Below are 5,066 nucleotides of genomic sequence, written 5' to 3' on the forward strand. Positions count from 1 at the left end.
ATACCTAGACGTTTGCCTCTATGCGACTGCATGTGGACGAACCTACACGCTATTCGCAGGGCGGATGCGCTTGCCTCATCTGGGTGAGGATTGGAGTACTGCACCTTTCAAGTCCCACAGAAGCGATAAACTAGTCCCACAAAGAGCGCTGTACTCTTTCCTACGTGAACGATAAACGGTTCCAGACAGGAGACTTCTATGTCGCTTTTCAACGCTTACCTCATCGAAACGTCTGCAGATGGTCAAGTTGGTGGACGCCTTACCACTTTGTCATTCGACCAGCTGGATCCCGGTGAAGTTACCATCCGTGTCCACTACTCAAGCATCAACTACAAGGATGCCCTTGCCGCAACAGGGAAAGGCAAGGTCATCCGGCGCTTCCCTTGCGTCGGCGGTATCGACATGGCGGGCGAGGTGACAGAAAGCGCCGATCCCCGCTTCGTGCCCGGCCAGAGGGTTATCGCTACGAGTTTCGATATCGGTGTTTCGCACCACGGCGGGTATGCCGAATATGCGCGCGTGCCAGCGAAGTGGGTGGTTCCGCTGCCGGAAGGACTGGACCTCAAGGAAGCAATGGCGATCGGCACCGCCGGGTTTACCGCAGCCTTAGGCATTGTACGAATGGAAGACAACGGACTGCGGCCATCCAACGGTCCGGTCGTGGTGACTGGCGCGACCGGCGGCGTCGGCGGACTCGCAATCGACATGCTGGCGCAGCTCGGTTATCACGTCGTCGCGCTCACGAGCAAGGAAGCGGAGGCAGCCTATCTGCAGATGCTGGGGGCGGCCGAAATCAAGCTCACCTCATCGATCGATTTCCAGAAGGTTCGCCCGCTCGAGGCCGGGCTCTGGGCCGGCGCAGTCGACAATGTGGGCGGACCGATTCTTCACTGGGTGCTGGCAACGATGATGCAGGCAGGTACGGTTGCCAGCATCGGCAATGCTGCGAGCGCAAAAATCGAAAGTACGGTGTTCCCATTCATCTTGCGCGGCGTGAGCCTCCTCGGTGTCGATTCCGGCTACATGGGATTTCCGACCCGGCAGCGCGTATGGGAGCGCGTGGCATCCGACCTCAAACCGCGTCACCTCGATGCGGTCACGCGCGTTATCGCATTTAACGAGCTTCCTGCGTGTTTTGATGAATTCATCGGTGGCCGTGTAAAGGGGAGGACCGTCGTGCGCATTGGGGGATAGGCAATAGGAAGCCAGGAAGGAGGCCGGCTGCGCATAAAATTTGCATAATATGAAAAGCCCGTGCATAATGTGGGCGCATTCTTATGTCTTATATAAGACTTCGTCAAGCCGCCAACTCCAACCCGGAGCCAAGCGAGCAAATGTGGCATTTCGTGAGCCCAGCTAGTCGAAGACCTACCCCAACCTCCGCGAAAACCAAGTGAGCACCGTATGAGCGATCCGACCATCATCTACACGCTAACCGACGAGGCGCCTCTGCTGGCGACCCACGCGTTCCTGCCGGTTGTCAGCACCTTCACCAAGCCGGCTGGCATCCGCATCGAGCAAAGCGACATTTCTGTCGCCGCGCGTATCCTGGGCAACTTCTCCGATTACCTGAAGCCGGAGCAGCGTGTGCCCGACACGCTCGCTGAACTGGGCAAAACGACGCTCGAGCCGGATGCCAACATCATCAAGCTGCCCAACATCAGCGCCTCCGTCGGCCAACTGCTGGCGGCAATCAAGGAACTGCAGGACAAGGGTTACAACATCCCCGACTACCCGGCTGATCCGAAGACCGACGAAGAAAAGGCCATCAAGGCACGCTACGGCAAGTGCATCGGCTCCGCGGTCAACCCCGTTCTGCGTGAAGGCAACTCCGACCGCCGCGCGCCGCGCGCTGTGAAGGAATACGCACGCAAGAACCCGCACTCGATGGGCGAGTGGTCGCAAGCCTCGCGCACGCACGTATCGCACATGACCAGCGGCGACTTCTACCACGGTGAAAAGTCGATGACGCTGGACCGCGCGCGCGACGTCAAGATGGAGCTCGTCACCAAGAGCGGCAAGACTATCGTTCTGAAGCCGAAGGTCTCGCTGCTGGACGGCGAGATCATCGATTCGATGTTCATGAGCCGCAAGGCACTGCTCGACTTTTACGAGCAGCAGATCGAAGACGCGCACAAGACCGGCGTGATGTTCTCGCTGCACGTCAAGGCAACGATGATGAAGGTGTCGCACCCGATCGTCTTCGGTCACTGCGTGCGCATGTTCTACAAGGAAGCATTCGAAAAGCACGGCGAGCTGCTCGACAGCCTCGGCGTGAACGTCAACAATGGCATGGCCGACCTGTACAACAAGCTCGCCAAGCTGCCGGACTCGCAGCGCGAAGAAGTCATCCGCGACTTCCACGCCTGCCAGGAGCACCGTCCGGCACTCGCGATGGTCGATTCCGCCAAGGGCATTACCAACTTCCATTCGCCGAACGACGTCATCGTCGACGCCTCCATGCCGGCCATGATCCGCAACGGCGGCAAGATGTACGGCGCCGATGGCCGCCTCAAGGAAGTCAAGGCGGTGATCCCGGAGAGCACCTTCGCGCGTATCTACCAGGAGATCATCAATTTCTGCAAATGGCATGGCGCATTCGACCCGCGCACGATGGGCACCGTACCCAACGTGGGCCTGATGGCGCAGCAAGCGGAAGAATACGGCTCGCACGACAAGACCTTCGAGATCGCGGAAGACGGCGTGGCCAACATCACCGACCTGGCTACCGGCGAAGTCCTGCTCACGCAGAATGTCGAGCAGGGTGACATCTGGCGCATGTGCCAGGTGAAGGACGCACCGATCCGTGACTGGGTGAAGCTTGCCGTCACCCGTGCACGCAACTCGGGCATGCCGGCTGTGTTCTGGCTCGACCCGTACCGTCCGCACGAAAACGAGCTGATCAAGAAGGTCAAGACCTACCTGCAGGACCACGACACGACCGGCCTGGACATCCAGATCATGTCGCAGGTGCGCGCAATGCGTTATACGCTCGAACGCGTTTCCCGCGGTCTCGACACGATCTCCGTCACCGGCAATATCCTGCGTGACTACCTGACCGACCTGTTCCCGATTCTGGAACTGGGCACCAGCGCGAAGATGCTGTCGATCGTCCCGCTGATGGCTGGCGGCGGCATGTACGAAACCGGTGCCGGCGGTTCGGCGCCCAAGCATGTGCAGCAGCTGGTCGAGGAAAACCACCTGCGTTGGGATTCGCTGGGTGAATTCCTGGCGCTGGCCGTGAGCCTGGAAGACCTGGGCCTCAAGACCGGCAACGCCAAGGCAAAGATCCTGGCCAAGACCCTGGATTCCGCTACCGGTAAGCTGCTGGACAATCGCAAGTCGCCTTCCCCCAAGACCGGCGAACTCGACAACCGCGGCAGCCAGTTCTACCTGGCGATGTTCTGGGCGCAGGAACTGGCGGCGCAGAAGGACGACGCAGCACTTGCAGCCGCCTTTGCACCGCTGGCGAAGACGCTGGCGGACAACGAGCAGAAGATCGTTGCCGAACTGCTCGAAGTCCAGGGCAAGCCCGCGGACATCGGCGGTTACTACAAGCCGGATGATGCCAAGGTGAAGGCGGTCATGCGTCCAAGCGCGACGTTCAACGCAGCGCTGCAGGCATTTGCCGCTTGATGCGCGTGACACACTGAAGGGTGTGTCGCTGCATGAATGTCGAAAAAAAAGGGCACCACATCATTATGTGGTGCCCTTTTTGCGTTTATTGGCTATCTCGCCCGTCTGCCGATCACTCCAGCGCAGGCAGCAACTTCCTGATCGCGTCATAAGTCAGGTGAATGTGCACCTCCAGCGCCGCCTGCGCGCGCTTCACGTCGCGCGCCAGCGCCGCTTCATAGATCGCGCTGTGCTCGGCGTGCACGTCCCGCTCCACGTTGCGATGGGAAATGACCAGGTGCCGGTAGCGTTCCGACTGCCGGTAGAGAAGGCCGATCAGGTAGCGCAGCCAGCGCGAATCGCAGCCGGCGATCAATGCCTCGTGGTATTCGCGGTTGCGCGCCTCCCATTCCCGCACCGCGCCGGTTTCCCGTTCGCCGAGCTTTTCTTCCGATTTGCTGAGCTTGTGGAAGGCGGCGACAAGGCCGGCTTCCCAGTCGTCGTTGCCCGCAATGATGGACTGGCGCAGCGCCTCGCCTTCGACAAGGACGCGGGTGCGCGTGATGTCTTCCAGGTCGGACATCGACATCGGGGCGACGCGGAAGCCGCGCTGGCCTTCGCTGACGACGAGTGCGTCCGATAGCAGCAGTGACAAGGCCTCGCGCAGCGTTCCGGCACCGACGCCGTAGCGGTCTTTCAGGTGTTCGACGCGCAGTTTTTCGCCCGGCGGGAGCCGTCCTTCGATGATGTCGCGGCGCAGTTGCAGGTACGTGCCTTCCGTGAGCGTGCTCGGTTCGGTGTCGGCGTCGGCAAACGCTGCGGTGAATTTTTGTGAGTGAAGCATGGCGTTTTACTCCTCCGACGGAGCCGTATCCTTGTTGCGTTTGAGGCGATAGGTCAGTTGCGGGCGCGTTAGGCCGAGCAGGCGCGCGGCGCCCGCCAGGTTGCCCCCGGAGCGGTCCACCGCTTCCCGCAACAACAGGCTTTCGACTTCGTCCAGCGACAGGCCGCTATTGATGATGGCGTCGCACAGCTTCGCCTGTTCCGGAGCTTCGTCGACGGACAGCTCTCCGTGCTGCGATAGGCCGATGCCTTCCGGTGCGGAACCGTCGAGGCTCGGGAAAAGGTGGTCGAGTTCGATCCAGCCGTCCGCGGGCGCGAGGATGATGCCGCGCTCGATCATGTTTTCCAGTTCCCGCACGTTGCCCGGCCATTGGTAGGCTTTCAGCGCTTTCATCGCCTTGTCGGTGATGCCGGCAACCCGCTTGCCATGCATGGCGTTGAACTTGTCGATCATGGCATTGACCAGCGGTGGAATGTCGAGCGCGCGTTCGCGCAACGGCGGGATCGAGATCGGATAGACATTCAGCCGGTAGAACAGGTCGGCGCGGAAGCGGCCGTCCTTGACCGCCTGCATCAGCTCGACGTTGGTCGCCGCGACGATGCGGACG

The 5,066-nt window shown here is 60.8% G+C and carries 4 protein-coding genes; 2 read left to right on the plus strand and 2 right to left on the minus strand.

The window, feature by feature from the left end; genetic code table 11:
- Window positions 1-198 precede the first annotated feature (198 nt).
- Window positions 199-1,194 carry an oxidoreductase gene (locus AYR66_RS10095; protein ID WP_088707386.1) on the plus strand — a complete coding sequence of 332 codons (996 nt, stop codon included), beginning with the start codon at window positions 199-201 and terminating at the stop codon, window positions 1,192-1,194.
- A 210-nt stretch (window positions 1,195-1,404) separates the two neighbouring features.
- Entirely contained in the window at window positions 1,405-3,636 is a 2,232-nt protein-coding gene (locus tag AYR66_RS10100) for an NADP-dependent isocitrate dehydrogenase (RefSeq protein ID WP_088707387.1), read from the plus strand.
- 112 nt (window positions 3,637-3,748) lie between these two features.
- On the opposite strand, the gene AYR66_RS10105 is transcribed toward AYR66_RS10100, so the two are convergent.
- Together AYR66_RS10105 and AYR66_RS10110 are read right to left on the minus strand one after the other, a co-directional pair.
- Entirely contained in the window at window positions 3,749-4,459 is a 711-nt protein-coding gene (locus tag AYR66_RS10105) for an FCD domain-containing protein (protein WP_088707388.1), read from the minus strand.
- 6 nt (window positions 4,460-4,465) lie between these two features.
- Window positions 4,466-5,066, minus strand: a 601-nt coding sequence (locus AYR66_RS10110) for an AAA-type ATPase lid domain-containing protein (protein ID WP_170942290.1), incomplete at its 5' end; no start/stop codon positions are given.

Origin of the sequence: Noviherbaspirillum denitrificans, from assembly GCF_002211445.1 — a bacterium.
Classification (GTDB): domain Bacteria; phylum Pseudomonadota; class Gammaproteobacteria; order Burkholderiales; family Burkholderiaceae_D; genus Noviherbaspirillum; species Noviherbaspirillum denitrificans.

Coding starts and splice junctions, on each gene's coding strand:
- AYR66_RS10095 (WP_088707386.1), top strand. CDS start 199: ATGTCGCTTTTCAACGCTTACCTCATCGAAACGTCTGCAGATGGTCAA.
- AYR66_RS10100 (WP_088707387.1), top strand. CDS start 1,405: ATGAGCGATCCGACCATCATCTACACGCTAACCGACGAGGCGCCTCTG.
- AYR66_RS10105 (WP_088707388.1), bottom strand. CDS start 4,459: ATGCTTCACTCACAAAAATTCACCGCAGCGTTTGCCGACGCCGACACC.